At 72.2% G+C, this 24,488-nt stretch carries 22 protein-coding genes; 14 read left to right on the top strand and 8 right to left on the bottom strand.

What is annotated here, in order from left to right:
* Positions 1-77 precede the first annotated feature (77 nt).
* From OIE75_RS29055 to OIE75_RS29065, 3 genes are all read left to right on the top strand, one after another.
* On the top strand, positions 78-2,528 hold the full coding sequence (locus OIE75_RS29055) for a glycoside hydrolase family 2 protein (protein ID WP_329472614.1): 2,451 nt from the start codon (positions 78-80) through the stop codon (positions 2,526-2,528).
* Positions 2,525-3,553, top strand: a complete 1,029-nt coding sequence (locus tag OIE75_RS29060) for a LacI family DNA-binding transcriptional regulator (RefSeq protein WP_307015548.1) — start codon at positions 2,525-2,527, stop codon at positions 3,551-3,553. The genes OIE75_RS29055 and OIE75_RS29060 overlap by 4 nt, the downstream gene beginning before the upstream one ends.
* 480 nt (positions 3,554-4,033) lie before the next feature.
* On the top strand, positions 4,034-5,299 hold the full coding sequence (locus OIE75_RS29065) for a cellulase family glycosylhydrolase (protein WP_329472616.1): 1,266 nt from the start codon (positions 4,034-4,036) through the stop codon (positions 5,297-5,299).
* Between the two features lie 220 nt (positions 5,300-5,519).
* Here OIE75_RS29065 and OIE75_RS29070 read toward each other — a convergent pair whose 3' ends face one another.
* Positions 5,520-5,765, bottom strand: coding sequence for an AMP-binding protein (locus tag OIE75_RS29070; protein ID WP_307015550.1), 246 nt, complete (start codon positions 5,763-5,765; stop codon positions 5,520-5,522).
* A gap of 170 nt (positions 5,766-5,935) precedes the next feature.
* Between OIE75_RS29070 and OIE75_RS29075 the strand changes: the two genes are divergently transcribed.
* The gene (locus OIE75_RS29075) at positions 5,936-6,601 is read left to right on the top strand and encodes an MSMEG_1061 family FMN-dependent PPOX-type flavoprotein (RefSeq protein ID WP_307015551.1); all 666 of its coding nucleotides are present in this window, start codon (positions 5,936-5,938) and stop codon (positions 6,599-6,601) included.
* Positions 6,602-6,647: 46 nt separating this feature from the next.
* Here the strand turns inward: OIE75_RS29075 and OIE75_RS29080 are convergent, their stop codons facing one another.
* On the bottom strand, positions 6,648-7,199 hold the full coding sequence (locus OIE75_RS29080; protein ID WP_329472617.1) for an NIPSNAP family protein: 552 nt from the start codon (positions 7,197-7,199) through the stop codon (positions 6,648-6,650).
* Positions 7,200-7,305: 106 nt separating this feature from the next.
* Between OIE75_RS29080 and OIE75_RS29085 the strand changes: the two genes are divergently transcribed.
* The 3 genes from OIE75_RS29085 (at position 7,306) to OIE75_RS29095 (ending at position 11,144) form a co-directional block, all read left to right on the top strand.
* Complete coding sequence (locus OIE75_RS29085) at positions 7,306-8,235, top strand: helix-turn-helix transcriptional regulator (protein ID WP_329472618.1); 930 nt, start codon at positions 7,306-7,308, stop codon at positions 8,233-8,235.
* Between the two features lie 231 nt (positions 8,236-8,466).
* Positions 8,467-10,089: a PP2C family protein-serine/threonine phosphatase gene (locus OIE75_RS29090; RefSeq protein ID WP_329472619.1), complete on the top strand. Its 1,623-nt coding sequence runs from the start codon at positions 8,467-8,469 to the stop codon at positions 10,087-10,089.
* Positions 10,086-11,144: a cobalamin B12-binding domain-containing protein gene (locus OIE75_RS29095; RefSeq protein WP_329472620.1), complete on the top strand. Its 1,059-nt coding sequence runs from the start codon at positions 10,086-10,088 to the stop codon at positions 11,142-11,144. Before OIE75_RS29090 ends, OIE75_RS29095 begins: the two co-directional genes overlap by 4 nt.
* A 94-nt stretch (positions 11,145-11,238) precedes the next feature.
* Here OIE75_RS29095 and OIE75_RS29100 read toward each other — a convergent pair whose 3' ends face one another.
* The 3 genes from OIE75_RS29100 to OIE75_RS29110 all read right to left on the bottom strand — a co-directional run bounded on the left by OIE75_RS29100 (position 11,239) and on the right by OIE75_RS29110 (position 15,158).
* Positions 11,239-12,060, bottom strand: coding sequence for an alpha/beta fold hydrolase (locus OIE75_RS29100; protein WP_329472621.1), 822 nt, complete (start codon positions 12,058-12,060; stop codon positions 11,239-11,241).
* Between the two features lie 191 nt (positions 12,061-12,251).
* Complete coding sequence (locus OIE75_RS29105) at positions 12,252-13,184, bottom strand: endo-beta-N-acetylglucosaminidase H (protein ID WP_329472622.1); 933 nt, start codon at positions 13,182-13,184, stop codon at positions 12,252-12,254.
* 663 nt (positions 13,185-13,847) lie between these two features.
* Positions 13,848-15,158 carry an MFS transporter gene (locus OIE75_RS29110; protein ID WP_307015558.1) on the bottom strand — a complete coding sequence of 437 codons (1,311 nt, stop codon included), beginning with the start codon at positions 15,156-15,158 and terminating at the stop codon, positions 13,848-13,850.
* Between the two features lie 184 nt (positions 15,159-15,342).
* Here OIE75_RS29110 and OIE75_RS29115 point away from each other — a divergent pair, with 184 nt between their 5' ends.
* Genes OIE75_RS29115 through OIE75_RS29130 form a run of 4 tightly spaced genes read left to right on the top strand, consistent with a single transcriptional unit; the run spans position 15,343 to position 18,980 of the window.
* On the top strand, positions 15,343-16,095 hold the full coding sequence (locus OIE75_RS29115) for a methyltransferase (protein ID WP_307015559.1): 753 nt from the start codon (positions 15,343-15,345) through the stop codon (positions 16,093-16,095).
* A complete protein-coding gene (locus OIE75_RS29120) occupies positions 16,092-16,898 on the top strand; it encodes a Rossmann-like domain-containing protein (protein ID WP_307015560.1) in 807 nt (268 codons plus the stop codon). Before OIE75_RS29115 ends, OIE75_RS29120 begins: the two co-directional genes overlap by 4 nt.
* The gene (locus tag OIE75_RS29125; RefSeq protein ID WP_329472623.1) at positions 16,895-17,992 is read left to right on the top strand and encodes a GHMP family kinase ATP-binding protein; all 1,098 of its coding nucleotides are present in this window, start codon (positions 16,895-16,897) and stop codon (positions 17,990-17,992) included. The genes OIE75_RS29120 and OIE75_RS29125 overlap by 4 nt, the downstream gene beginning before the upstream one ends.
* Positions 17,913-18,980, top strand: coding sequence for a pyridoxal-phosphate dependent enzyme (locus OIE75_RS29130; RefSeq protein ID WP_329472624.1), 1,068 nt, complete (start codon positions 17,913-17,915; stop codon positions 18,978-18,980). Before OIE75_RS29125 ends, OIE75_RS29130 begins: the two co-directional genes overlap by 80 nt.
* Here OIE75_RS29130 and OIE75_RS29135 read toward each other — a convergent pair.
* Positions 18,937-19,293 carry a VOC family protein gene (locus tag OIE75_RS29135; protein ID WP_329472625.1) on the bottom strand — a complete coding sequence of 119 codons (357 nt, stop codon included), beginning with the start codon at positions 19,291-19,293 and terminating at the stop codon, positions 18,937-18,939. The two genes, OIE75_RS29130 and OIE75_RS29135, sit on opposite strands and share 44 nt — an antisense overlap.
* A 2-nt stretch (positions 19,294-19,295) precedes the next feature.
* Positions 19,296-19,964 (bottom strand): DUF4097 family beta strand repeat-containing protein, encoded by a 669-nt coding sequence (locus OIE75_RS29140; RefSeq protein ID WP_329472626.1) that lies wholly within the window; start codon positions 19,962-19,964, stop codon positions 19,296-19,298.
* 222 nt (positions 19,965-20,186) lie between these two features.
* Between OIE75_RS29140 and OIE75_RS29145 the strand changes: the two genes are divergently transcribed.
* Together OIE75_RS29145 and OIE75_RS29150 are read left to right on the top strand one after the other, a co-directional pair.
* A complete protein-coding gene (locus OIE75_RS29145; protein WP_329472627.1) occupies positions 20,187-20,939 on the top strand; it encodes a helix-turn-helix domain-containing protein in 753 nt (250 codons plus the stop codon).
* Between the two features lie 98 nt (positions 20,940-21,037).
* Positions 21,038-21,697 carry a TetR/AcrR family transcriptional regulator gene (locus tag OIE75_RS29150; protein ID WP_329474079.1) on the top strand — a complete coding sequence of 220 codons (660 nt, stop codon included), beginning with the start codon at positions 21,038-21,040 and terminating at the stop codon, positions 21,695-21,697.
* Between the two features lie 383 nt (positions 21,698-22,080).
* On the opposite strand, the gene OIE75_RS29155 is transcribed toward OIE75_RS29150, so the two are convergent.
* Positions 22,081-22,734, bottom strand: a complete 654-nt coding sequence (locus OIE75_RS29155; protein WP_329472628.1) for a TetR family transcriptional regulator — start codon at positions 22,732-22,734, stop codon at positions 22,081-22,083.
* A gap of 126 nt (positions 22,735-22,860) precedes the next feature.
* Here OIE75_RS29155 and OIE75_RS29160 point away from each other — a divergent pair, with 126 nt between their 5' ends.
* On the top strand, positions 22,861-24,483 hold the full coding sequence (locus OIE75_RS29160) for an MFS transporter (RefSeq protein ID WP_329472629.1): 1,623 nt from the start codon (positions 22,861-22,863) through the stop codon (positions 24,481-24,483).
* Positions 24,484-24,488: the final 5 nt, after the last annotated feature.

A 24,488-nucleotide genomic window follows, 5' to 3' on the forward strand; every position in this document is an offset into this window, starting at 1 on the left:
GACCGGTTCACTTCTGTGGGGTTAGGTTGAACCGCGTCGCCTACGATCCCGGGCCCGTCCCGCCGAAGGAGCCGTACATGATGGAAGTCGTCCCGCTCGCCGAGGGCTGGAGCCTCCGCCACCGCGAGAACCTGCTGCCCGCCCAGGTTCCCGGCTGCGTCCACACCGATCTGCTCACGGCCGGCCTGATCCCGGATCCCTTTCTCGGCACCAACGAGACCGAAGTGGCCTGGGTCGGACAACGCGACTGGACCTACGTCCGCGACCTGCTGACCACCGACACCGCCGGGGAGGAGCACGAGCGGACCGACCTGGTCTTCGACGGCCTGGACACCGCCGCGACGATCACCCTGGGCGGCTGCGAACTGGGCCGTACCCGGAACATGCACCGGCGCCACCGTTTCGACGTCACCGGTCACCATGGACTCCTGGCCGTGGACTTCGCCTCGGCCTACGACGAGGCGGCCTCGGTGCGGGCGGTGACGGGGGAGCGCCCCAACGTCTATCCGGAGCCGTTCCAGTACATCCGCAAGATGGCCTGCAGTTTCGGTTGGGACTGGGGTCCGACCCTGGTGACCGCCGGGATATGGCGCCCGGTCCGGCTGGAGCGGTGGTCGACGGCCCGGCTGACAGACGTGCGCCCCCTGGTGACGGTCGACGGCGGCACGGGCCGCGTCGAGGTGCGCGTCGAGATCGAGCGGACCGTGCGGGGGACGGCCCGCCCGCTCGCCGTACGGGCCGGCCTCGGAGACCGTCTCGCCGAGGCGCGCGCCGTGGTGGAGGGGACACGCGCCGTACTGACGCTGGAGGTGCCCGACGTCTCGCTGTGGTGGCCCCGCGGCTACGGCGACCAGCCCCTGTACGACCTGGAACTGGCGCTGGTCGAGGAGAGCGACGGTGGCGACGGTCCCGAGGAACGGCACCTCGACTCATGGCACCGGCGCATCGGCTTCCGGACTGTGGAGCTGGACCGCTCGGCGGACCGGCACGGCACCGGCTTCACCTTCGTCGTCAACGGCGAACGGATCTTCGCGCGCGGGGCCAACTGGATCCCCGACGACGTCTTCCCGTCCCGGATCACCCCCGAGCGCTACCGCACCCGGTTGCGCCAGACCGCCGACGCGGGCGTGGACCTGGTGCGGATCTGGGGTGGCGGCATCTACGAGGACGACGCCTTCTACGACGCCTGCGACGAACTGGGCCTCATGGTCTGGCAGGACTTCCTCTTCGCCTGCGCCGCCTACCCGGAGGAGCAGCCGTTGCGCGGCGAGGTCGAGGCCGAGGCGCGCGACAACGTTGTCCGTCTCATGCCGCACCCCTCACTCGTCCTGTGGAACGGCAACAACGAGAACCTCTGGGGCTTCCGCGACTGGGACTGGGAGCCCGAGCTGCGCGGCGACTCCTGGGGCGGCGGCTACTACCTGGACCTGCTCCCGCGGATCGTCGCCGAACTCGACCCCACCCGCCCCTACACCGCCGGCAGCCCCTGGTCGGGCTCCTGGGACCACCACCCCAATGACCCGGCCCACGGCACGCATCACTCCTGGGAGGTCTGGAACCGCCGGGACTACGCCGAGTACCGCGACTCGGTGCCCCGCTTCGTGTCGGAGTTCGGCTGGCAGGCCCCGCCCGCCATGGCGACCCTGCGACGCGCGCTGCCCGGCGAACGGCTCGCGCCCGACTCGCCCGGCATGCTGCACCACCAGAAGGCCGAGGACGGCAACGACAAGCTGAACCGGGGCGTGGAGCGCCACTTCGCGCTCCCCGAGGGCGACTTCGACCGCTGGCACTACCTCACCCAGGTCGTGCAGGCCCGCGCGATCGCCACCGGGATCGAGCACTGGCGCTCCCACTGGCCCGTGTGCGCCGGCACCGTCGTCTGGCAGATCAACGACTGCTGGCCGGTCAGCTCATGGTCGGCCATCGACGGCGACGGCCGGCTGAAGCCGCTCTACCACGAGCTGCGCAGGGTCTACGCGGACCGGCTCCTCACGCTCCAGCCCGGCGACGGCGACGACGGCCCCGTACTCGCCGTCGTCAACCAGGCCGCCGAGCCCTGGCATACGCGCGTGACCCTGCGTCGGCTGCGGGCGGACGGCACCGAGGCGGTCGAGCACGTGCTCGACGTGACCGTCGCCGCACGCTCGGTTCACCGGCGGGCGGTGCCGCGGGACCTGGCCCCCGCACCGCAGTCGGCCAAGGAGTTCCTCGTCGCCGACAGCGAGGATCTGCGGAGCGTGCACTTCTCCGTGAGGGATCGGGAGTTCGCATACCCGGTACCGCACTACGACGTGGCCGTGGAGTCCCCGATGGGTGCCGCGACGGGTAATGTCGAGGTCGTGGTAACCGCACACACCCTCGTACGTGACCTCCTCCTGAAGGCCGACCGGCTCGGCCCCGAGGCGGTCTGCGACACCGGGCTACGCACCCTGCTCCCCGGCGAGCGGCTCCGGCTGAGGGTCTCGGGTGCCACCGACACCGGGGCCAACGCCGTGCGAGCGGCACTCTTCTGCGTGGAACCGGCGTGAGCGGACAGTCCGTACGCGTCACCATCAAGGAGGTGGCCGCGGCCGCCGGCGTGTCCAAGGGGGCCGTCTCCCTGGCCTTTAACGACAAGCCGGGGGTCTCGGACGCCACCCGGGAGCGGATCTTCGCGGTGGCCCGGCAGCTCGGCTGGGCTCCGAACTCCTCGGCCCGCAGCCTGTCGCGCCAGTCGGTGGACACCGTCGGGCTGGCGATCTGCCGGCCTGCCCGGCTGCTGGGCCTGGAGCCCTTCTACATGGAGTTCGTCTCCGGCATCGAGAGCGTGCTGGCCGAACGCGACTGCTCCCTGCTGCTGCGTCTGGTCGGCTCGCTCGACGAGGAGATCGGGCTGCAGGAGCGCTGGTGGCGGGAGCGGCAGGTAGGGGGCTCGATCCTGGTCGACTTCCATCAGGAGGATCCCCGGATCGCTCCGCTGCGGCACATCGGCCTCCCGGCCGTGGCTGTCGGCCACCCGTCCCTCACCGGCGGGTTCCCATCGGTGTGGACCGACGACGCCGCCGCCGTCGCCGAGGCGGTGCGCTACCTCGCGGTGCTGGGGCACCGGCGCATCGCACACGTGGGCGGCCCCCACGGGCTCGGACACAGCGCCATCCGGACGACCGCGTTCGAGCAGACCATGGCCGAACTCGGCCTGGAGCGAGGGCCGCACATCGAGACGGGATTCTCGGGCGAGGACGGCGCACGCGCCACCCGCTCCCTGCTGCTGTCCGCCGGGCGCCCCACGGCCATCCTCTACGACAACGACATCATGGCGGTCGCCGGACTCGGTGTCGCCGCCGAGATGGGCGTCTCCGTGCCGGACGACGTGTCGCTGCTGGCATGGGACGACTCCCAGTTGTGCCGGCTGACGCATCCGACGCTGTCGGCGATGAGCCACGACGTGCACGGCTTCGGGGCGCAGGTGGCGCGGGTGCTGTTCGAGGTGCTGGCCGGTCACGACGTGACGTCCAGGCCCGTCGCGACACCGTCACTGGTGCCGCGGGCGTCGACCGCCCCACCTCCTTCGTAGGGGCGTAAGTCGAGGACCGAGGGGCGCGGCGCCATGCCGCGCCCCTTCGCGTGCCGTCGAGTCCTGGGGGTGACCATGCACAGCGGCACTCCCGTTCGGAGGATGACTTGCATGTACCGGTTAATCGAGAAGGAACGTAGAGGCGCCTGCTACGACTGTCAATCAATCGTGCAGAGTGCCTTCCTGCTGCTGAATGTCCAATCGTGGACGCCTCTTGGTATTGGGCAGCTGATTTAGCGGTTTAGCTCTCAAGGGGTTCGATGCTCGCTGAAGTGAATCGTGAACCGCCTATTGACATGGATGGAACATCCGATGCCTCATGGTGTGGCGCTGGGCGGTCGCAGCCCTCTTCCGGCCGCCTCGACGACCCGTCGCACCGTTTGTACGGCGCCTGCTCCGCAACCTCCGACGCCCGTGAGGGCCTGTGCCGGGCGGCATGTTCCACCGTCTGACATCGTTGTCATTCACCTGAGGAGACACATGGGAAAGCCAAGAAGCACGCTCATCACGACGGCGGGGATGGCGTTCGCCGCCGTCCTCGGGCTGCTGTTCTCACTCGCCGGGCCGTGCACCGGCAAGGCTGAGGCGGCGGAAGGCGGTATCCACGTCGGCGACGGACGCGTCGTTGAGGGCAACGGCAACGCGTTCGTCATGCGCGGGGTCAACCATGCCTACACCTGGTACCCCGAGCAGACCGGCTCCATCGCCGACATCGCGGCCAAGGGCGCCAACACCGTCCGCGTCGTGCTCGGCAGTGGCGGCCGCTGGACGAGGACGAGCGCGTCCGAGGTCTCCACGCTCATCGGCCAGTGCAAGGCGAACAAGGTCATCTGCGTCCTGGAGGTCCACGACACCACCGGGTACGGCGAGGACGGCGCTGCTACCAGCCTGGACCAGGCCGCCGACTACTGGATCAGCGTGAAGGGCGCGCTGGAGGGCCAGGAGGACTACGTCGTCGTCAACATCGGCAACGAGCCCTTCGGCAACACGAACTACACCGCGTGGACCGATGCCACCAAGTCGGCCATCGGCAAGCTCCGCGGCGCCGGCATCGACCACGCCCTGATGGTGGACGCGCCCAACTGGGGCCAGGACTGGTCCGGCACGATGCGGTCCAACGCGGCCTCGGTGTTCGCCTCCGACCCCGACCGCAACACCATCTTTTCCATCCACATGTACGGGGTCTACGACACCGCGACCGAGGTGCGGGACTACCTCAACGCCTTCGCCGGCAACGGACTGCCCATCGTCGTAGGCGAGTTCGGCGACCAGCACAGCGACGGCAACCCCGACGAGGACGCGATCATGGCGACGGCCCAGTCCCTCGGCGTCGGCTACATCGGCTGGTCGTGGAGCGGCAACGGCAGCGGTGTCGAGTACCTCGACATGGTCAACGGCTTCGACCCGAACTCGCTGACCAGCTGGGGCGACCGCTTCTTCAACGGCAGCAACGGGATCGCCGCCACGTCCAAGACGGCCACGGTGTACAGCGACGGTGGCGACGACGGCGGCACGGGCGGTACCGCGCCCAACGGTTACCCGTACTGCGTGAACGGCGGTGCCTCCGACCCGGACGGTGACGGGTGGGGCTGGGAGAACAACAGCTCGTGCGTGGTCCCCGGCGGCCTCGCGCCCAACGGTTACCCGTACTGCGTGGACGGCGGTGCCTCCGACCCGGACGGTGACGGGTGGGGCTGGGAGAGCAGCCGTTCCTGTGTCGTCCGGGGCGGCGCTGCGGATCGCTGACCGGGGGATGAGGTGATGCCTCGCCCAAGGGAAGGCCCAGGGGCGGGGCATCAGTGAGAGTTCGCGCCACGGCGTGAGACCACTCGCCGTACCCGGCGGTTGTTCGGCCTGGTCGGCGTCAGTGATGGAAGGCCAAGCCCGAGATGATCATGTCCTTCCTGCGGTCGACGAGGAACAGATAGCCGTCCTCCCGCATCCACGCGAGGTCTCCGGTGTGCACCTAGCCGTCCCGGACGGTCTCCGCGGACAGCGTGGGCTCTTTCCAGTACTCGCGCACGCAGTCGGGCCCCCGCACGACGACCTCTCCGATCTCGCGGGGTCTCAGCTCCCGGCCCGCCTCGTCGACGACGCGTATCTCGGTGTCGTACGCGGCGGGCCCGCACGACTGGAGCAGCTCGGGGTCCTCCTTCACCGCGCGGGCGATCTCCCCGCTGCTCAGAGCCGCGACCACGCTGGTGGTCTTCACAGAGGCCGTATCCCTGGGCGACGACCGGGCCGAAGCGTCCGCAGCCCCGGCGGGGTGCCCGTCGCCGCGACGATGCCGAACACCGCGCCCCGCTGGAGCGGCGGGACGACGGCCGACGCCCCGTGCACGTCCCCGTGACGTGCGCGGGAGCATCTTCTAGGGTCGCTCATATGATGATCGACGCCGAAGCCGCCGGCTTGCTGTTCGATTCCCTCCAGGCGGACGCCCTCACCAGCCCGGACCAGCTGCGCGAGCTCTACCCGCAGCCGAACCAGAACGCCCTGCGCAAGGAGATCGACCACCTCACCGAGGAGACCCGGGCACTGATCGGCTGTTCCTCACTCGTGTTCATCGGCAGTGCGGACCACGAAGGCCGGGCGGATGTGACGCCGCGTGGCGGCCCGGCCGGGTTCGTCTCGGTGCTGGACGAGCAGACCCTGGTCATCCCCGACGCAACCGGCAACAAGCGGCTCGACACCCTGCACAACGTGCTGGAAACCGGACGCGTCGGGCTGCTCTTCCTCATCCCGGGCCGCCCGACCACCCTGCGGGTCAACGGCCGCGCCTGTGTTTCCACGCGCCCGGAGCTGCTGGCCCAACTCACTCCAGTTGGGAAACCCCCGGTCACAGCGCTTGTGGTGCATGCCGAACAGGTCTATCCGCACTGCCCGAAGTCACTGATGCGCGCCAACGCCTGGCGACCGGAGCAGTGGCTGCCTGCCGACGCCCAGCCGAGCAGCGCCGAGGTGATACTGGCCCAAATGAACCTGCCCGGCCTGACCCTGGAACAGATCGAGGAGGCCGAAAGGGAATCACTGCGCCTGCGCTACGAATGAATCCACGACGCGGACGGGTCGGCAGGCTCGTGGTCAACGGTTTTCGTCAGCAGGGCTTCACGGGCTCCAGCCGCAGCCGTTGGGCCGGCCAGGGCGGTGGTTCGGCCGGGCCGAACCACACCCGGACATCCTCCCCGGTGCGGACGGGCAGGCGGGGGAAGTCGTTCTCGGCGTGCTCGGTGCGGTGCAGCGCGTGGGCCCGGCCCAGGTGCCGTGCCGAGTAGGCGTCGAAGTCGCCGGCGTCAGTGGGACGGCAGACGGTCGCGAGCACCTCACCCGTCCCCGGCTCCGGTGTGTAGCCCGGGCCGCGCAGCAGCAGGACGTCGTCGCTGTCGGCCATGGTGGCGTTGGCGGTGTCACGGTGCTCCCGCCAGACCGGGCCGGTGTAGAACGCCTCCAGCGCCCGCCGGCGGTGCGCCATGTCGGGGAACGCGCGCAGCCAGACGAAGCGGTCCTGGTCGTCCAGGTCGCGGAACCGCCCGCCGACGGTGATGCCGGCCGCCTGCTGACCGGTCACGAACTCGCGCTCGAACAGCTCGATCAGCGTCTCGCGGGCGCCGGGATGCAGGGTGTACTGCCGGAGTTCCACGATGCTCATGCGGTGGCCTGCCCCATGCGGGTGAGGTCCGTCGTCCAGTTGTCGCTCATGCTTCGCAGAGTAGGAGCGGTCCGCTGACATCCACTGTCAGTGGATACTGAGCGGTATGCGTGCGAGCCGGCTGGTCACCCTGCTTCTGCTGCTCCAGAACCGGGGCCGGATGACGGCCCGGCAGCTGGCCGACGAACTGGGGGTCTCCGTCCGGACGGTCTACCGGGACGTCGACGCCCTCGGCGCCGCGGGTATCCCGCTGTACGGCGCCGCCGGCCACGCCGGCGGCTACCGGCTGGTCGACGGCTACCGGACCCGCCTCACCGGCCTGACCGTGGACGAGGCGCAGGCCGCGTTCCTCGTCGCACTCCCCGGCGCCGCCGCGGAACTCGGCCTCGGCGAGGCCCTCGCCGGCGCCCTGCTGAAGCTGCGGACCGCCCTTCCGGCGGAGCTGCGCGAGCATGCCGAGCGGATCCAGGCAGGTTTCCTTCTCGACGCCCCCGGCTGGTACGGCGACGTCGACCCAGTTCCTCACCTGGCCGCGGTCGCCGCCGCGGTGTGGGCGCGGCGGGCGGTGGTGCTGCGGTACCGGCGCTGGCGGGCGCCGGAGGAGATCGAGCGAAGGGTGGAGCCGTACGGGCTCGTCCTCAAGGCAGGCCGCTGGTACCTGGTCGCCGGTGGGCCGTCCGGGATCCGCACCTACCGGGTCGACCAGATCCTGGGAGTCCGGCCGCTGGCGGAGGAGTTCGTCATCCCGGACGGGTTCGACCTGGCCGGATGCTGGAAGGTCTTTCTGGCCGACTTCCGAGCGCGACTGCACACCGCGGACGCCCTGGTGCGGCTCACCCCCGAGGGCGCTCGCCGTCTCGGTGTGACACCCGCGGGGGACGGATGGACGGAGGTCCGCGTGCCCATCGAGTCGATCGACCACGCCCACCGGGACTTCCTGCGGCTGGGCGCCGACGTCGAGGTCCTGGCACCCGCCGAACTACGCGACCGCATCGCCGAGACGGCACGAACCCTGGCCACTCGCTACGAAGGGTGACGCTGCCGTGCCGTCGGCCCTCGCCCCTCTTCGCCCAGGTCGTGCCGCCGTGGCGCGCGAGACGGGACAGGGGTTCCGCACCTCATGGCATACGTCAAGCTGCGGGCCGTCACTGAGGGTGATTCTCTGGAGGGGGCCTGCTGACGCCTGTACCGTTGATGACAGTTGCCGCCCCGCAGCGACCGCGACAGGCAGGAGGATTCGGGAGACCCGCCGGGATTCCCGAAGGTGATGGACGTTCCCGCCCCGTTCACGCGCGACGTGGTCCGAGCCCAGGTCATCGACCTGGACCGGGTGCCGCACGCCGCTGTGACGCTCGCGCCCGACGGATCGCTCGTCGGTCTCAACGCACGGGCCGGACGCCTCCTCGACGGTGGAGGCCCGGCCGCTGTGCCGGCCTGGCTCGCCGAGGCACACCGCCGCCTGAGCGGTTCCGGCGACGCGGCCGACGGGTGCTGCTCCGGACCGGTGGGTGACCGGCACGTCGAGGCCCGTCCGGTACCGGAAGGCGACGGCAGCGTCGTCTGGTGGCTGCTGGACGTCACCGACCGGGTGCGCGCCGAACGCGACCTGCGGGAGGAACGCGAGCGCTCCGCGGTCCTCGCGGAGGTCTCCACCGCCCTGGTGTCCGCTCTGAACGCCGACCGCTGCCTGGAGCTGACGGCACGCACCGCGGCGGACCACCTGGCCGAGGCGGCCGTCGTCGTCACTCCTGCCGGAGGCGGCCGGCACACCCTCGCCCTGGCCCGGCGCGACGGCCCCGTCACCATGACCCGGCAGGCCATCGATCCCACGGCGCTGCCAGGTCTGGCGGACGCCCTCGCCGGATTCCCGCCGGTCACCGCCTGCTGGATACCTCCGGGCGACCTGCCGTCCTGGGCCCGCGTCGCGGAGCTGCCCGCACCCGTGCGGTCCGTCAGCGTCACGCCGCTTCCCGGGCACGGCGAGTCGGCAGGGGCGCTGGTCCTGCTCCGTACCGCCTCCAGGGCGTCCTTCACCCCCGCCGAGGAAGAGTTCGCGCGGTCGTTCGCGGTGCGGGCGGGCGCGGCGCTGTCCTCCGCCCGTGCCTTCGCCGAGCAGGCGGACATCTCCTCCGTCCTCACGCGTGACCTGCTGCCGCCGGTCCTCGGACCGCTCCGCGGAGTCGAGTACGCGGGTGCCTACCGGGCGGCGCAGGACGCCGATCAGGTCGGCGGTGACTTCTACGACGTCCATCCGGGCGCCGCCGACGGGGACGAGACACTCGTGGTCCTGGGCGATGTGGCGGGCAAGGGACTCGAGGCCGCCGTCCTCACCGGACGCATGCGCAGCACGCTGCAGGCCCTGCTGCCCTTCACCGGGGACCACGGACGGGTCCTGAGCCTGCTCAACCAGTCCGTGCTGATCTCTCGGCACAACCGCTTCGCCACCCTTGTCCTGGCCTCGGTGCGCGTTACCCCGGGCGGTGTGATGCTCCGTGTGACGAGCGCCGGGCACCCGCCGCCGCTGGTCGTACGGTTCGACGGCACCGTGGAGGAGGTGCCCACCCGCGGCATGGCGGTCGGCGTGGTGGCGCAGGTGACCTCGCGGACGGCCGAGATCGTGCTCGGACCGGGTGACACCTGCCTGCTGTACACCGACGGGGTCACCGAAGCCCGCGGGGGTCCCTTCGGAGACGAGTTCTTCGGCGAGGCGCGCCTGGCCAAGGTCCTCACCGAATGCGGCGGCATGCTGCCCCACGCGGTGGTGGAGCGGGTGCAGATGGTCACCGGTGAGTGGATCCGCGGGGGGCAGCACGACGACATCGCCACCGTCGCCGTCGGCGCTCCCCGTACCGACGGCTCCCCGGATCTGGCGTCCGAGGACGGGACGTGACCGGGACGGAGCTGGACGCGCTGCGTGACGACCTGTGGCAGGCGGTGGTCCGCGGTGACGAGGGCACCGCACAGGCACTGGTCCGGCAGGCCCGCACGTCGGGCGTCGACCCCGAGACGCTGCTGGTGGACGTCGTGGCCGACACACAACGGCGGATCGGCGCGGCCTGGGCCGCGGGCCGGCTCACCGTGGCGCGGGAGCACGCCGCGACCGCGATCAACGACCGGGTCGTCACCCTGCTCACGACATCGGACGAAGGCGCGAGGCCCGCACCGCAGCGTGGCCGCGTGGTGGTGGCCTGCGTGGAGGGGGAGTGGCACGCCCTGCCGGCTCGCCTGGTCACCGGAGTGCTGCGTCTGCGAGGCTGGCGGGTCGACTTCCTCGGCGCCCAGACACCCGCTCGGCACCTGGTCAGCCACCTGCACCGGTCCACCGCCGACGCCGTGCTGCTGTCCTCGTCGCTGCCGACACGGTTGCCGGCGGCCCACGCCGCCATCACCGCCTGTCAGGCCGTCGGCATCCCCGTCCTGACGGGCGGCGCCGCCTTCGGGCCTGACGGCCGCTACGCCCGGCTGCTCGGCGCGGACGGTTGGGCGCCGGGAGCCCAGGAGGCCGCCGACGTCCTGGCGGCCGGACTGGAGCGCCCGGCCAACGCCGCGGCCCGGCACCCCGTCGACGACCTGCCGCACCTGGCCGACCAGGAGTACGCCCTCGTCACCCGGGCCCGCCCCCGGCTGGTCAATCAGACCTTCGCCGACCTGTCCGACCGGCTTACGGCCGTACGCCGCTACGACGATCAGCAGCGTGAACGCATCGCCGAGGACCTGGCCCACACGGTGGACTTCCTCGCCGCGGCCCTCTACGTCGACGACACCGACCTCTTCACCGGCTTTCTCACGTGGACGGCGGACATCCTCACCGCCCACGGCATCTCCTCCCGGTGCTCGCTGTTGCCGGCTCTGAGCTCGCTCCGGGAACAGCTGCACGACTTTCCGCGGGCCCGACGCCTGCTCGACGAGGGAGCCCTCGCACTCGGCGACCCTGCGGTCCGGTGACCGTCGGCAGGGGGTGACAGGCGCGCGGCATCGCGTACGCACCGCCGTCGTGGCGCTCGCGTGCTCGCTCGGCCGCCGGTGCGCCGTACCAAGGTCAGGCCGAGGGAAAGTCGGCGGTGAGCAGCGACAGCAAGCGGCCCGGCGCGTCCTCCTGGAGCAGGTGGCCCGCGTCCTCGATCCAGTGCAGTTCGGCGTGTGGGATCCGGTCGCGCAGCCACTCGGCGTACTGAGGGGGAAGGATGCGGTCCTCGCGGCCCCAGACGATGCGCACGGGAAGCGGGATCTCGCCCAGCAAGTGCTCGTACGCGACGGTGTCCGCCTGCCTGATCTGGCTGTACTGACGGTAGAAGGCGGCCTGCCCCTCGGCCCCCAGCCAGGGTGTGAGGAACCCTTCGAGGACTTCCGGCCGGAGGCCGACCTGCGTGGCGTGCCGCAGGTGGCTGGTGACCAGTGCTTCGTGCGCGTAGTCGGGAAGCTGCTCGAAAATCTCCCGGTGCTCCAGGATGAGCCGGAAGAGCCCTCGCTCCCACTGCCCGCCGCTCACCGCGTCGAACAGGGTCAGATCCCGGTACTCCCTCTTCTCCAGCAGGAGCGTCCGCAGCGCCACCGCCCCGCCGATGTCGTGCGCGACGACGCTGGGGCGGGCCCGCCCCCAGTGGTCGAGGAGCCGGGCGAAGTTCCGTGCGTGGGCCGCCAGGCTCAGGTCCTGGCCCTCGTGCCGGTCCGACTGGCCGAAGCCGAGGTGGTCGAAGACGAAGACCGTGCGGGTGCGGGCGAGGGCCGGGGCGATGTCCCGCCAGAGGAAGGACGAGTACGGCGTGCCGTGCACCAGCACGATCGGGTCGCCGCTGCCCATGACGTCCCACCGGATCACCCCTTCGGGCGTCTCGAACTCCTCGCCGAGCCTCCAGTCCATCACCGGTCTCCCTTTCGGTCTCCCGTAACTCCTGTCACTTGGACCATGCCCGACGCGTCGCAGGCAAACGTCCCGGGCGGACAGAGGGGCCCGAGCTCATTTCCGGGACGCCGGTGGCACTCAGGCGCGGCCGCTGCCGCCCCGTCGACGCCTGACATCGTTGTCGACAGGACGGCCCACCTGTTGGCGCCCTACGGCGTGTACACGGCGTCGCTCCCGTACAGCTCCCTCGTGAACGCCGAGACGTCCGCGCTGCGGTCGGAACCGTCGAGGTTGTACGTCAGGTAGACGCCGTAGCCCTCGTTGACCGTGCGGCGGGCGAGGCTCGTGACCGTGCTCTGCGAGGTTCGGCCGATCTCGACGGCCGCCGGGGACAGCTGCGACTTGGGGAGGCCGATGCCGGGGACCTGCCAGGTGCCGTAGTAGGGGTTCCAGGCGTAGTCGAACTTGGCGGAGACGTCGACGCCGCCGTAGGACAGGCGTGATGCGGCCGGGCCGATGTTGTAGAGGCTGATGATCTTGTCCGGCATGTTCGCGCGCAGTGCCGTCACCAGGTGCACGAACGAGCTGTCGTTGGGCTGGGCGGTGCCGTTCTTGCCGTACTCGGCGTATTCGTCGTCGAAGTCGATGCCGTCGAGGCCGTACTCGGCCACGGCGTCCGACATCTCCTTCGCGAACGCCGAAGCCGTCTGCTGGGACGTGAAGTTGGCGAACCCCGCGCCCTGGTGGTTGCCCAGCACCGAGAGGACGACCTTGATGCCCTGCTGCTGCAACGGCCGTATCTCCGTGGCGGCGTTGTCGAGGACGCGCTGCACGTTCTCGTTGAAGTGCAGGTACGCCTTCTTGGAGTTGGTGTCGTAGTTGATGTTCGCCGCGAAGATCACGGCGACGTCGAAGGCGTTTCCGCCGCCGTCGGCGATCGTGTACTTGCCGGCGTTGAGCATGCTGTTGTTGTTCACCTCGATGTAGGCCACCGAGGTCGGTCCCTGCTTCGCGGCGGGCGAGGGCGAGGGCGCGGGTGCCGCTGTCGCGCCGGTCGTGGTGGTCGTGCCGAGGGCGAGGGCCGCGACGGCCGAGAGTGCGAGGGCGGCAGTGCGTACTCTGCTCCGTACCGGATTGGACATCGTTGTCGGTCTCCCATCGCGTGGCGGCGCCCGACGGGTTCGGAAGCGCCTGGTGAGCCTCCGAGTGTTCCGCCGACGTGACCGAATCCCGGGAAGCGTGCGTCGTTTCTTCACGACTTCCACGCACGGACCGCCCCCGGCTCGGCCCGACCGCGCCTCGAACTGGGCCGGCAGAAGGTCGAGGGTGTCGGGGAACGCCGAGTGCGCGCCCCCGGGCAGGTGCTCGCGGACGGCGCGGATGGGTGTCCGCGGGCAGGTTGCCGTGGACGTCCCTCCGGGCCGTGCTCTCCTGGTCGCGCCCGGCCGTGCCGGCAGCGGTAGTTGTCGAGGATCAGGATGTCGCCCTCGTCCAGTCGGAAGCGCGGCAGGGACGCCTCGGCGTCCAGGACGGCCTCGCGGAATCGGGCCAGTTGGTCCTGGACGTGCCCGGTGGCCGGGTCTCGGTGGAGGGGGACCGCGCCCGTCGGCGCACCGGACGACGCGTCGTCCGGTGCGGGTGTACTCGACGTGCCGTCCCGCGCGCGGCACGACGGGCAGGCCGCGCACTTTCGCCCCAGGCCCCGGCCCTGGGTTCTCGCCCGGCTCCGGCGTCTCGCGGGATCCCGGCGTCTGGGGCGACGGGTTGATACGCGCGGCGGCCTGCATGGCTTCAGGCCGGCGCATTCAGCGACCGGCACCGGCCATGCTGAGATCGGCGTGCCCCGACTCCGGGTGGTGGGAGAAGCCGCGGGAGGACGGGACCAGGGCGGCCGCGGCGGGTGCCGCGAAGCAGGTGACCGCGCAGACGACCAGGACCGGCCTGGCGCCGAAGGCGTCGATGGCGGGGGCGATCAGGGCGAGTCCGAGCGGGGCCAGGCCGTACGAGAGCAGGAAGTCCAGGGAGGAGACCCGGGCCAGTTTGTCCGGCGCCACCTCGCGTTGTGCGGCGGTGAACCAGGGCACGTTGAACATCTCGATGCCGACGCCCGCGATGGCGTAGGCGGCCATCACGACGGCGGGGTGCACGGGGAACACGAGGCTGAGGGGCGCGAATCCGTAGGCGGCGAGGCCGGCCAGGGCGGCCCGGCCGGGGGAGCGGGGGCGCCAGCGGGCGATGAGCAGCGCACCGGCCAGTGCTCCGGCGGTGTAGGCGGTCATCGCGCCCGCGAGGACGACCTCGGTGCCGTAGTCGTCCCTGCTGACCAGGGGGAGTGCCACACCGGTCGCCGAGTAGCCGGTGGCTATGACGGCCGTCAGCGCGCCCAGGCCCGCGACGAACCAGGGGTGCCGGCGGGCCTCCCGGACGCCGTCCACGAACTCCGCGAGGAACGACCTGCCCCGGGCGCCGCCCGAGGTGGCCGGCTCTTCCCGCGTGACGTCAGTGGGCCGCGCGCCGCGTCCGGGTACGCACGCGGCGACCAGCCACAGCAGTCCGATGCCCGTCAGGAGCGCCCAGGTGTCGAGGAACACGGCGAGCAGGGCGGCCAGTGAGGGGCCCACGAGCGTGGTGACGCGTACCGCGAGGGTCATGGCGGCGTTCGCCTGCTGCCTGCGGTCGGCGTCCACCACCTCGGCGGTCAGGGCCTGGTAGGCGGGCCGGCAGGCCCCCTGCCCGGCTCCGGCGACCGCGGCCGCGATCGCCATCAGCGGCACCGAGCGGTCCAGCCCGGCGGCCAGCACCGGGGCCGCCGCCCCGGAGGCGAGCCCCGCCCACAGGACGACGCTGCGGCGGGAGTGCCGGTCGGCCAGTACCCCGGCCACGGGCACGGCGGCGAGGAACCCCACGGTGCGGGCCGCGAGCAGCAGGCCGAGGTCGGTGGCGCCGAGGGTGCGGTCGAGTACCGCGAGTCCGAGCACGAACGGCAGGGCCCAGGTGGCCAGGCCCGATGCGGTGGCGCCCGTCCACAGGCGGAGGAACGCGACGTCGAGCAGGATGGGCCGTTGCCCTCCGGCCCCGGCCCCGGCGGACGTGGTCGGTGCGGGTGAGGTCGGCACGATGGTGCGCTCCAGTCCTGGTGGGGTGAAGGTGCGGGTGGTGGGGCGGAGTTGGGCGGTGGGGCCGAGGCATGGCAGCTGTCGGCCGGGCGCCGTCCAGGCAGACTATCGTAATGACAATCATTTCCGTTAGTGTTCCTGCCGGCACCCCGCCACCCCCTTCCCGCGAGCCCGAGGAGCCCACGTGGACCCGACCGCAACCGGACCCGCTCTCCTGGACCACCTGCCCCCGCCCCTGGCCGGCGACCGGATCATCGCCCTCAACCAGCCGAAGGGCGACCTGCACACCACGCGTGCCTACGAGTGGAACGGCTGGACGTTCGACGTCCCGCCCGGCGTCTTCATACCCGGCTGGACCAGCCGCCTGATCCACGAGCGGCTGCTCGACGGCCGCATCGAGACACGGCACCGCCGCTACGCCGCCATGGGCGTGGGCCTCGGTGTCGAGGCGGTGGCCGCCGCCCACCGCGGTGCCCGGGAGATCCACGCCGTCGACGTCCATCCCGAGAGCGTCGCCGCCGCCGCCCGCCACTACGCGCGCATCGTCGGTGAGCGCCCGGAGACCGCCTTCCTGCCGATGGTCGGCGACCTCTTCGACGCCGTTCCGGACGGCCGGAGACTGGACGTCGTCACCTTCAATCCGCCCGCCGTCAGCCGGACCGTCAGCGACGACCCCGACGTCGTACGCAACGTCTGCGTGGGCGCGTCGCTGCTGGCGAGGTTCTTCGCCCAGGTCGCGGAGAGGGACCTGCTCGCCCCCGGCGGCGAGATCTTCGTCATCGCCTCCAACACCGCGGATCTGCGCGGCATCGTCCAGCACGCCCTGGACCACGGGTTCCATCCGGAGACGGAGTACCTCCACGACTGGGGGGACGGCGTACTGACCTTCCTGTTCCGCATCACCCGTGACATCCCCGGCGCCGGAGGGCAGGCATGAAGAACACCGAGGACCTGCTGACCGCCGTCCTGGCGGGCGAACTCGGTCCGCGTCCCGACGGACTCGTGGCCACCAGCGTGTTCTGGATCCACCACGGCACGCGGCTGGCCGGGGGCGACACCACGTACCTCAACCAGTACGTCCTCGTCCGGCTGGGCGGCTCCTTCGGAGGCTGTGCGTTCGAGGCGGGCGAGGTCGATCCGTCCCTGTGCCGTGACGCCTCCGGCGCACCCCTCGACTCCCTGCTGCGCGAGGCGCCCCGCCCGCTGCGGATCGCCGCACTCGACGCCTACCTCTCCGAAGTCGACCCGCACCGCGAGGCCGGGGCCGAACCGGTCGTCCTGCCCGCCGGGACGCCCGAGGTCCGGGCGCGGGCCCGGGACGCGGCCATCGCCGGACTGCTGGACACCGGACCCGGCGCGCGGGTCGGGCTGATAGGCGTCGTCAACCCGCTCGTCGCCGCCATCCGCGAGCGCGGCGGCACCCCCCTGCTCTGCGACTTCAACCTCCGCACCACCCAGTGGGGCGACCGGGTCACCGACGACATGCACGAGGTCCTCGACACCGCCGAGGCCGTGATCGCCACCGGTATGACCCTCAGCAACGGCACCTTCGACACGGTCCTGGCGCGCTGCCGCGAACGGGACGTGCCGCTGGTGGTCTACGCGCAGACCGGCAGCGCCGTGGCCCGCGCGTTCCTCGGCGCGGGCGTGACCGCCCTGTCCGCGGAGCCCTTCCCCTTCTCCCAGTTCAGCGCGGAGCCCACGACGCTGTACCGCTACCGGGCGGCGGACGGCGCATGACGGCGACCGCCCCGCGGACCACCACCCGGCACGCCACCACCGACGCGAACCCCGGCGACGGCGTCGGCACCGGACACGCCGCCTGCCACCACGGCGAGATCCTCCAGGGCGTCTTCCTGGACGAGCGCGGGCGCCCCTGCCAGGCGCTGGTCACCCTGCCGATGAACGGGCCCGGCAGCACCGCCCGCTTCACACCCCGGACCGGCACCCCGCCCGACGACGTGCGCGTGACGCCCGCCGGACGCACCAAGGCGCGGGCGGCGGCCCTCCTCGCGCTCCGGGAGTGCGCCGCACGCCTGTCCGCGGCGCCCTGCGGCGGAGTACTGACGTTGACCGGCGACATCCCCGTCGGGCTGGGCATGGGCTCCTCCACGAGTGACGTCATCGCCACCGTGCGCGCGGTCGCCGACGCGTGGGGCGTACGGCTGCCGCCCCGGACGATCGCCGGGCTGGCGGTCCGGGCCGAGGGTGCCAGCGATCCGCTGATGCTCGCCCCTGGCCCGCCGCTGCTCTTCGCCCAGCGCGAGGGCCGCACCCTCGAAGCCCTGGGCGCCGCCCTTCCGCCCGCCGTCGTGCTGGGCTGCGCCCTCGGCGGCGGCGCCCCCGTGGACACCCTCGCCCTGCCCGCCCCCACCTACGATGCCCGCGACCTCGACACCTACGAGCACCTGCGCCGGATGCTGCGCCGGGCGGTGTCCGACGGCGACTCCGCCCTCCTGGGACGGGTCGCCACCGCCAGCGCCCGCCTCGGCCAACGCCGCCTCACACACGTGGAGTTCCCGGCCCTCACCCGCATCGCGGACCGGGTGGGCGCCGTCGGCGTGCAGATCGCCCACAGCGGCAACGTGGCCGGCGTCCTCTTCGACCCCCGGGCCCCCGGCCTGAACGCCCGGCTGCACCGCTGCGCGCGGGATCTGGAACGCGAGGGCATCACGCCGACCCGCGTCTTCACCACCCACCCGAGCCCCAACGGCCCCACAAGCCACCAACCGACCCCGAGTGAGGACTCCTCCCGTGGACGCGCACATCTCGGAAGCCATCGGCCGGCCGGACCTGATACGTCTCGACGACGGACTCGTCTGCCTGCGGTTTGAGACGATGAAGGTGGTCTCCGCCCTGGCCGCCGTACGCCACCTGCTCGACACCGGAGCGGTACGGCGCGGCGACACCCTCGTGGACAGCTCCAGCGGGATCTACGCCTACGCCCTCGCGCTGGCCTGCCACCGCTACGGCATGCGCTGCCACATCGTCGGCTCCACCACCGTCGACCACACCCTGCGCACCCAACTCGCCGTACTGGGCGCCCGCCTGGAGCAGATGGAGCCCAGCGCGAGCCTGAAGCTCGACCAGAGCCGCCGGGTCGCGCGGGTACGGGAGATCCTGCGCGACCACCCGGATTACCACTGGATGCGCCAGTACCACGACGACATCCACTACCTCGGCTACGAGGCCGTCGCCGAGCGGATCCACGCCGAGACCGGCACGCGGGCGCTGACCCTCGTGGGCGGCGTGGGTTCCGGGGCCTCCACCGGCGCGCTCGCCCAGTACCTGAGCAAACGATCGTCCGGTGTGCGGCTCGTCGGCGTCCAGCCCTACGGCAGCGTCACCTTCGGCAGCGAGCACGTCCTGGATCCGGAGATCATCATCGCCGGGATCGGCAGCTCCATCCCGTTCGGCAACGTGCGCCACGACCTGTACGACACCGTCCACTGGCTCGCCTTCGACGCCGCCCGCGCGGGGAGCGTCGACCTGCTGCGCCGGCACGCCGTCTTCGCCGGCCTGTCCACCGGCGCCGCCTACCTCGCCGCCCGCTGGGAGAGCCGCGTCGAGCCTGCCGGGACGACCGTGTTCATCGCCGCCGACACCGGTCACCGGTACGTCGACACGGTGTTCACCGGCCACCACGAGGCGTCCTCCGTCGAGGAGTTGGCGCCCCGTCCGGTGGCCTCCCCGGACGAGCTGGCGATGCCGTGGTCGCGCATGGACTGGAAGGGCGCGTCGGCGCCGCCGAACGGGTCTTTCGCGGAGAGCCCCGGGATCAGCCCTTCACGATGCAGAACGGGTGCCCGGCGGGATCGGTGAGGACCCGCCATCTCTCCTCGTTCGGCTGGTGATCCGGCCTGCCCGCCCCCAGCCCCAGCAGTCTGGCCTCCGCCTCGTCCAGGTCGTCGACCGCGAAGTCGAGGTGGAGCTGCTGGGGGACGGTCTGGTCCGGCCGGCGCGGAGCCCGGTGGCCGTCGACCCGCTGGAAGCCGATGAAGAGACCGTCCGCGCAGACGAGTCCGGCGAACTCGGCGTTGGACTCCGGGTGGGGTTCGAGGCCGGCGGCCTTCTGGTAGAAGGCCGCCAGGGCCGGCGGATCGGGGCAGTCCAGGGTGATCGCGCGCAACCTCATCGTCACAGGCTACGTGCGCTGATGTCTCCGTGGGACGTGGTCGCCCGGATGTGCAGGGCGGCGGTGTCGTGGGCGTTCCTCAGGGCGTTGTGGACCCGGCCGTAGGAGGTGCCGGCGTCCAGCGACGCGGAGACTCCGCGGGCGGCGCCGATCGACACGTCGCCGGCCTCGGTGCTCAGCTCGACCGTGCCGCCCAGCGCCTCGGTGACGCGGATGTCGCCCTTCTGCGTGCCGAGCCGCGCGTCGCCGCCCAGCCTGCCCACCGTGACGTCGCCGGCGAGGAGGATGAGGCGGGCGCTCGCGGCCTCGTCGAGCTTGACCGAGCCCTTCGCCCCCTCGAAGTCGACGTCGCCGAGCCGCCCGACGCCGCGGAACTCGGCGTCGGCCGTCTTCGCCTCGACGCGGGAGCCGGCGGGCAGCTGGACCGTCACCTCTATGGCGCCGGAGTTGCCGAGCACGCGGTTCTTCGCCGGTGCGGCCGCGATCCGCAGCACGCCGTCGCCGTACGCCACCGTGGTCTGCTCCGCCGCCTTCACGTCGGTGCCCTTCCTGGCGTCCGCGGGGAGGACCTCGACCGCGGTGTCGGCCCGGTCGGCGGCGATGAGGCGGATGCGGCCCGCGGGGACGTCGAGGAGGACCGAGACCGGGGCGGGGGTGTCGAAGGTCTGCATCGTTGCGCTCCTTGGCTTCGTTGTTTCTGTTGATGGAAACGCTACGTTGCGTTCGCAGAACGTGCAATGCGTTCGTTGCATTCTATTAGAGAATATGCAGCTCAAGGCGTTGAAAGTGTTGCAATGGGCTGCGGGATAACGCAACGAGGGTCAGGGTTTCGTTGCAATGGAATGATGGTGAACGCTATACTCCAAGCGCCACGGAACACGAGGGAGGCCGCGATGCCCGGAGGCAGACTCACCGAGCAGGAACGTCAGCAGATCGCGCTGGGGGTGGCCGACGGCCTCGCCTACGCGGAGATCGCCAGACGTCTCGACCGGCCGACCTCGACCGTCACCCGCGAGGTCATGCGCAACGGCGGCCCCACCGCCTACCGCGCCGACCTCGCCCACCGGGCCACCGAACGCCGCGCCCACCGCCGCGGGCGGCCCGCGCCCCGGGCGGGCGAGGCGCCGTCGGCGGCCGACGGGCGGGACGCCGAGGCCGTGCGGGAGTTCGAGGAGGTCTTCACCACCGTCCTCATGCAGTCCGGTATGGCCAAGATGATGTCCCGGGTGATGGCCTGCCTCACCATCACCGACTCGGGCAGTCTCACCGCCGCCGAACTCGTCGAGCGCCTCCAGGTCAGCCCGGCGTCCGTGTCCAAGGCCGTGGCGTTCCTCGAGGGCCAGGGCTTCGTCCGGCGGGAGCGCGACGAACGCCGCCGTGATCGCTACGTCGTCGACGACGACATCTGGTACCAGTCGATGATGGCCAGCGCCCGCACCACCCTCCAGATCGTCGAGACCGCGCGGCAGGGCGCCGGCGTCCTCGGCTCCGGCACTCCCGCCGGGGTCCGCCTGGAGAACGTCGCGCGGTTCCTCGACTTCGTCTCCGAGGGCATCGCCCGCGCCGCCGAGCAGGCCCGCGACATCCTCTACGTGACGGCCGAGACGCCCTCCGGTGACCGCGCCGAGCAGGCCGAGGAGCGCTGATGATCGGCGGCCACGCTCCCGCGTACGCCACGTGCCAGAATGGAATCTTCGCCACCCCCACCGTCCCGCCACCCCCGCAACGCCGCCCCGAGGTCGCCGTGTCCAAGCCCGTCGCCCGTGAGCCGCAGCGACGCAACGCGCGGTCCAACCGGGCGCGCATCCTGGCCACGGCCCGCCGGGAGCTGGGGCGGAATCCGGACACCACGCTGGAGGAACTGGCCCGCGCCGCCGGTGTCGTACGGCGGACCCTCTTCGGCCACTTCCCGGGACGCGCGGCGCTCCTGGAGGCCCTCGCCGAGGAGGCGTCCGAGGTGCTGCGCGGCGCGATGGCCGCCGGCGCGGAGCGGGTCGGGCCCGGCGAACCGGCCGACCGTGCGCTCGCGCACTTCGTGCTGCTGATGTGGCCCGTGGGCGACCGCTACCGGATGCTCCTCGCGCTGGCCCGGCACGACCTGGGCGTGGAGCGCGTCGCCGAGATCCTCGCCCCGGCCCGTGCCGAGGTCACCGCCATCCTGGAGCGCGGCCAGCGGGACGGCGTCTTCCCCGCGCATCTGCCGCCGGCCGTGCTGAGCGCCGGACTGGAGGCGATGACCGTCGCCCTCCTGGAGCAGGTCAACACCGGGGCCCTGGAGGACGACGGCACCCGGGCCGCCGTCGCCACGCTCATCGCGGCGGGCGTGACCCGGCGCCGCGCACACACGGTGGTCGCGGAGGCCGGCCCGGCGCCGGTACCGGAGGAGTCCGCCTCCGGCGTATAGGCCACCGACTGCGCCCGCCGAGTCCGCCTCCGGCGTGCGGGTCACCGGCCCGTGCCCGCCGGGATCCTCCGCGGCGCCCAAGCTCGTCGGCCCCGTCCGCCACCGGCGTGGAGGTCACCGGTCCGAGTCCGCCTCGGGCGTGCGGGCCACCCGGCCGAGTCCGCCTCGGGCGTGCGGGTCACCGGCCCGTGCCCGCCGGGATCCTCCGCGGCGCCCAAGCTCGTCGGCCCCGCCCGCCACCGGCGTGGAGGTCACCGGTCCGAGTCCGCCTCGGGCGTGCGGGCCACCCGGCCGAGTCCGCCTCCGGCGTGCGGGCCACCAGCCCGTGCTCGCCGGGATCGTCCCCGGCGCCAAGATCGCCGGCCGCGCCCGCGTCGGTCAGGTCACCGGTCGCGCCCCGGCCTCGTCCCCGCGGGGAGCCGCCCAGCTTCCGCCACCTCCGCCGCGGTCCTGCTCTCCACCCCCGCCACCACCAGCGCGGCCACCGCCGCCCCGGTGCCGTCGTCCTCCCAGGTCCCCGACCGCGCGCAGCCCAGCAGTGCCAGCAGGTGGGCCTCCAAAGCCGCCCCGAGCGCCCCCGCTGGAACGCCGGTGTGGAAGACGCCCGCCCGCTGTCCGCGGACGATGATCGCGGTGACCGTGTCACGGGCGGGGCCGAGGACGGCGCGCACCGGATCGGGGTCGAGTCCCTGGCGGCGGGCGAGTGCGATGAGCGTGCCGTAGCGGTCGCCGACCGGCCAGAGCGCGCGGACGAAACGGGCCAGCGCGGTCGTGGGGTCGTCCTCCGGGGTGGGTGCGTCCGGTCCGGCGAGGGCACGCCGTACCGCCCGCGCGGCCTCCTCGACCAGCCCTTCGACCAGCGCGTCGCGGCCGGTGAAGTGGCCGTAGACGGTGCGGCGCGCCACGCCGGCCGCCGCGGCGACCTCCGCGAGGCTGCTGTCGGGATCGCGGACCAGCAGCCGCTCGGCCGCACACAGGATCCGGGCACGGGTGCTCGTCCCGCCGCCTCCGCCGCTGGCGCCGCGTCGCCTCCGCATGCCGCCTTCCTCCTCCTCGGCCTCGTCGAACAGTCATATTTGCACACCACTGTGCAACAAACTACGCTGACATTTGTCTGCACATCGATGGGCAATTAACTCGCCCGCGTTTTCCCGGAGACCTCCATGCCCCTACTGGCCACCACCCCCGTCGAGAAGATGAACGGGCCCTACCCACGGCGCTGGTGGGCCCTCCTCGTGCTGTGTCTGAGCCTGCTGATCGTCGTGATGGCCAACACGTCCCTGATCGTGGCCGCGCCGGACATGACCGCCGACCTGGGCCTGAGCAGCAGCGACCTGCAGTGGGTCATCGACGGCTACACCGTCCCGTACGCCGCGCTGATGCTGGTGCTCGGCGCGATCGGCGACAAGTACAGCCGCCGCGGCGCCCTGATCACCGGACTGGTGATCTTCGCGGGCGGCTCGGTGATGGGCAGCCTGGTCGAGGAGACGGGGCTGGTCATCGCGGCCCGCGCGGTCATGGGCGTGGGTGCCGCCGTCGTCATGCCGGCCACCCTGTCGCTGCTGGTCGCGGTCTTCCCCAAGGGCGAGCGGGCCCGCGCCATCACCGCCTGGACCGCCACCTCCGGACTCGCCATCGCGGTCGGCCCGCTGGTCGCCGGCTGGCTCCTGGAGGACCACGCCTGGGGTTCGACCTTCCTGGTCAACGTCCCCATCGCGGTCCTCGCGGTCGTCGGCGCGCTGCTCCTCGTACCGCCGTCCAAGGCGGCCGGCATGGGCCGGATCGACTACGTGGGCGGTCTGCTCTCCATCGTCTCCGTCGGCTCCCTGGTCTACGCGACCATCGAGGGCCCGCACTTCGGCTGGGGCGCCGGCCCGGTCACCGCCGCCGTCGTGGCGGGCGTCGGCCTGGTGGCCTTCGTCGCCTGGGAGCTGCGCCACCCGCACCCCATGCTGGACGTGCGCCGGTTCCTGCTGCGGCCCTTCAGCGGCTCGATGCTGGCCGTGCTGTTCTTCTTCTTCGGCACCTACGGCGCCATCTACTACGCAACGCAGTTCCTCCAGTTCGTGCTCGGCTACGGCGCGCTGGAGACGGGCGTACGGCTGCTGCCGCTGGCCGGCGCCGTGTTCGTCGGCGCCGCGGTGACCGGGCGGCTCACCCCGAAGCTGGGCGTGAAGGCCATGGTCGGCTCCGGCATGGCGATCGGCACGGTCGGCGTCTTCCTGCTGGTCCTGATCGACCAGGGCTCCACCTACGCCGACTTCCTCGCCCCGATGCTGCTCCTCGGCCTCGCGATCGGCCTCAGCGTCTCCCCGGCCACCGACACCATCATGGGCACCTTCCCGGAGGACGAACTGGGCGTCGGCGGCGGCGCCAACGACACCGCGCTCGAACTCGGCGGCTCGCTGGGCATCGCCGTCCTCGGCTCCCTCCTCGGCACCGCCTACCGCGACGAACTCGGCAGCCTGGTCGGCGACCGCCTCCCGGCCGCCGCGCTGGACACCGCCCAGGACTCCGTGGGCGGCGGACTCGCCGTCGCCCAGCGGCTCGCCACCGACCCGGCCGCCGGGCCCGAGCAGGCGCAGGCCCTCACCGACGCCGTGGACCGGGCCTTCGCCCACGGCGTCTCGACCACCAGCCTCGTCGGCGGCATCATCATGGCCGTCGGCACCCTGATCGTCCTGGCCGTCCTGCCGGGCCGCCGCCGCGGCGGCGCCGAGGAACGCCCCGAGGGCGAGCCGACGGCGGCCAACCCCGAACCGGAGCACAGCGACTCCGCGCGGTGAACCCG

The organism is Streptomyces sp. NBC_01723 (assembly GCF_036246005.1).
Classification (GTDB): Bacteria; Actinomycetota; Actinomycetes; order Streptomycetales; family Streptomycetaceae; genus Streptomyces.

Coding starts and splice junctions, on each gene's coding strand:
- OIE75_RS29100 (WP_329472621.1), bottom strand. CDS start 12,060: ATGGACTGGAGGCTCGGCGAGGAGTTCGAGACGCCCGAAGGGGTGATC.
- OIE75_RS29155 (WP_329472628.1), bottom strand. CDS start 22,734: ATGCGGAGGCGACGCGGCGCCAGCGGCGGAGGCGGCGGGACGAGCACC.
- OIE75_RS29140 (WP_329472626.1), bottom strand. CDS start 19,964: ATGCAGACCTTCGACACCCCCGCCCCGGTCTCGGTCCTCCTCGACGTC.
- OIE75_RS29080 (WP_329472617.1), bottom strand. CDS start 7,199: ATGAGCATCGTGGAACTCCGGCAGTACACCCTGCATCCCGGCGCCCGC.
- OIE75_RS29075 (WP_307015551.1), top strand. CDS start 5,936: ATGATGATCGACGCCGAAGCCGCCGGCTTGCTGTTCGATTCCCTCCAG.
- OIE75_RS29145 (WP_329472627.1), top strand. CDS start 20,187: ATGCCCGGAGGCAGACTCACCGAGCAGGAACGTCAGCAGATCGCGCTG.
- OIE75_RS29065 (WP_329472616.1), top strand. CDS start 4,034: ATGGGAAAGCCAAGAAGCACGCTCATCACGACGGCGGGGATGGCGTTC.
- OIE75_RS29125 (WP_329472623.1), top strand. CDS start 16,895: ATGACGGCGACCGCCCCGCGGACCACCACCCGGCACGCCACCACCGAC.
- OIE75_RS29055 (WP_329472614.1), top strand. CDS start 78: ATGATGGAAGTCGTCCCGCTCGCCGAGGGCTGGAGCCTCCGCCACCGC.
- OIE75_RS29085 (WP_329472618.1), top strand. CDS start 7,306: ATGCGTGCGAGCCGGCTGGTCACCCTGCTTCTGCTGCTCCAGAACCGG.
- OIE75_RS29120 (WP_307015560.1), top strand. CDS start 16,092: ATGAAGAACACCGAGGACCTGCTGACCGCCGTCCTGGCGGGCGAACTC.
- OIE75_RS29160 (WP_329472629.1), top strand. CDS start 22,861: ATGCCCCTACTGGCCACCACCCCCGTCGAGAAGATGAACGGGCCCTAC.
- OIE75_RS29090 (WP_329472619.1), top strand. CDS start 8,467: ATGGACGTTCCCGCCCCGTTCACGCGCGACGTGGTCCGAGCCCAGGTC.
- OIE75_RS29105 (WP_329472622.1), bottom strand. CDS start 13,184: ATGTCCAATCCGGTACGGAGCAGAGTACGCACTGCCGCCCTCGCACTC.
- OIE75_RS29135 (WP_329472625.1), bottom strand. CDS start 19,293: ATGAGGTTGCGCGCGATCACCCTGGACTGCCCCGATCCGCCGGCCCTG.